Origin of the sequence: Mesorhizobium sp. M7A.F.Ca.ET.027.03.2.1, from assembly GCF_003999175.1 — a bacterium.
Lineage (GTDB): Bacteria > Pseudomonadota > Alphaproteobacteria > Rhizobiales > Rhizobiaceae > Mesorhizobium.
Genome location: NZ_RZOM01001233.1, coordinates 1 through 1,628 on the forward strand (window position 1 = coordinate 1; position 1,628 = coordinate 1,628).

Annotated in this window: 1 protein-coding gene and 1 pseudogene; one reads left to right on the forward strand and one right to left on the reverse strand. The window is 65.7% G+C overall.

Going from position 1 to position 1,628, the window contains the following annotated elements; all coding sequences use genetic code 11:
* On the forward strand, window positions 1-1,228 hold a 1,228-nt coding region (locus tag EN750_RS33320; RefSeq protein WP_145968155.1), incomplete at its 5' end, for an AMP-binding protein.
* A gap of 27 nt (window positions 1,229-1,255) precedes the next feature.
* Here EN750_RS33320 and EN750_RS33325 read toward each other — a convergent pair.
* A pseudogene (locus tag EN750_RS33325) lies at window positions 1,256-1,628 on the reverse strand (CDP-diacylglycerol--serine O-phosphatidyltransferase); the annotation flags it as partial.

Here is a 1,628-nt window from a genome sequence, read left to right on the forward strand (position 1 = left end):
GATAAGGACCGTGATTTCCTCCCGCGCCTTCGTCGAGAAGGCCGATCTGGCCGATATCGTCGCGGCGGTCGAAAAAGGCGGCGCCAAGCTGCTGTGGCTGGAGGATGTGCGGGAGAGCGTTCCCGCGCTGGACAAGCTTGCCGCCGCTCTGCTGTGGCGCTGGCCGCTGCAGCGGCAGGATGCGGCGAAGCCGGCCGTGATTCTGTTTACCTCGGGCTCGGAAGGCACGCCGAAGGCGGTCGTGCTGTCGCACAAGAACCTGTACGCTAACGCCATGCAGGCCGAGGCGCGGATCACCATCTCGCCGGCCGACATCCTGCTCAACGTGCTGCCGGTGTTCCACTCCTTCGGCCTGACGGGCGGCACCATCCTGCCGCTGGTCACCGGGGTAAAGCTGTTCCTCTACCCCTCGCCGCTGCACTACAAGATCATCCCCGAGGTTGCGCGCAAGGTGAAACCGACCATCATGTTCGGCACCGACACGTTCCTCGCCAACTACGCGCGCACCGCCAAGGACGGCGATTTTTCCAGCCTGCGCTTCGTCGTCGCCGGCGCCGAGGCGGTGAAGCCGGAAACCCGCCGCGTCTATCGCGAGCGCTTCCAGGCCGAGATCATCGAAGGTTTCGGGCTGACCGAGGCGGCACCGGTGGTTGCCGTCAACACGGCAATCCATGGCCGCGACGGCACGGTCGGCCGGCTGCTGCCTGCCATGCGCATGAAGCTGGAGCCGGTCGAGGGCATCTCCGACGCCGGCCAATTGTGGCTCGACGGGCCGAACCTGATGATGGGCTACATGACGTCGGACCGCCCCGGTGAGTTGCAGCCGCTGACCGGCTGGCACGATACCGGCGACATCGTCGCCGTCGACCGCGAGGGCTTCATCACCATTCGCGGCCGCGCCAAGCGCTTCGCCAAGATCGCCGGCGAGATGGTGTCGCTGGGTGCGGTCGAGATGCTGGTGCAGTCGCTGTGGCCGGAGGAGCGCCACGCGGCTGTGGCGGTGCCGGACAAGAGACGCGGCGAGCGCATCGTGCTGGTCACCACCGCCGACGATGCCAATCCCGACGAGCTGCGCAAATTCGGCAAACAGGCGGGCGCCGCCGAACTGATGGTGCCGAACGACATCGTCAAGGTGGAGGAAATCCCGGTGCTGGGTTCCGGCAAGACCGACTATGTGTCGACGAGGAAATTGGCGATCGACAGGCTGGGGCTCGGCGTCGCGGCCTGAGTCAGATCAAGCACTTCTGCGAATTTTCTAACCTATATCGGAGGGCGGCACTTTCTCGCCCTCGCGCTTGGCGCGCTTCGAATAGGCGCGCACGCTGAATGGCAGGAAGATCAGGTAGCCGGCGACCGAGGCGGTCAGCGTGTACCAGGGATAGGTCATCAGCAGGAGCACGTAGAGTACGACACCGAGGATGATCGGCAACACCCTGTCGCCCGGGATCCTTAGGCTCTTGCCGGAATAGACCGGCAGCCGGCTGACCAGCAGGAAGGCGACCAGGATGGTGAAGCCGGTGGCGACGAAGGCGGCGGGGCGACTGGGCTCCAGCCCTGTGCGCAGGAAATAGAGATAGAGCGGCAGCATCACCAGCACGGCGCCCGCCGGCGCCGGCACGCCGACGAAA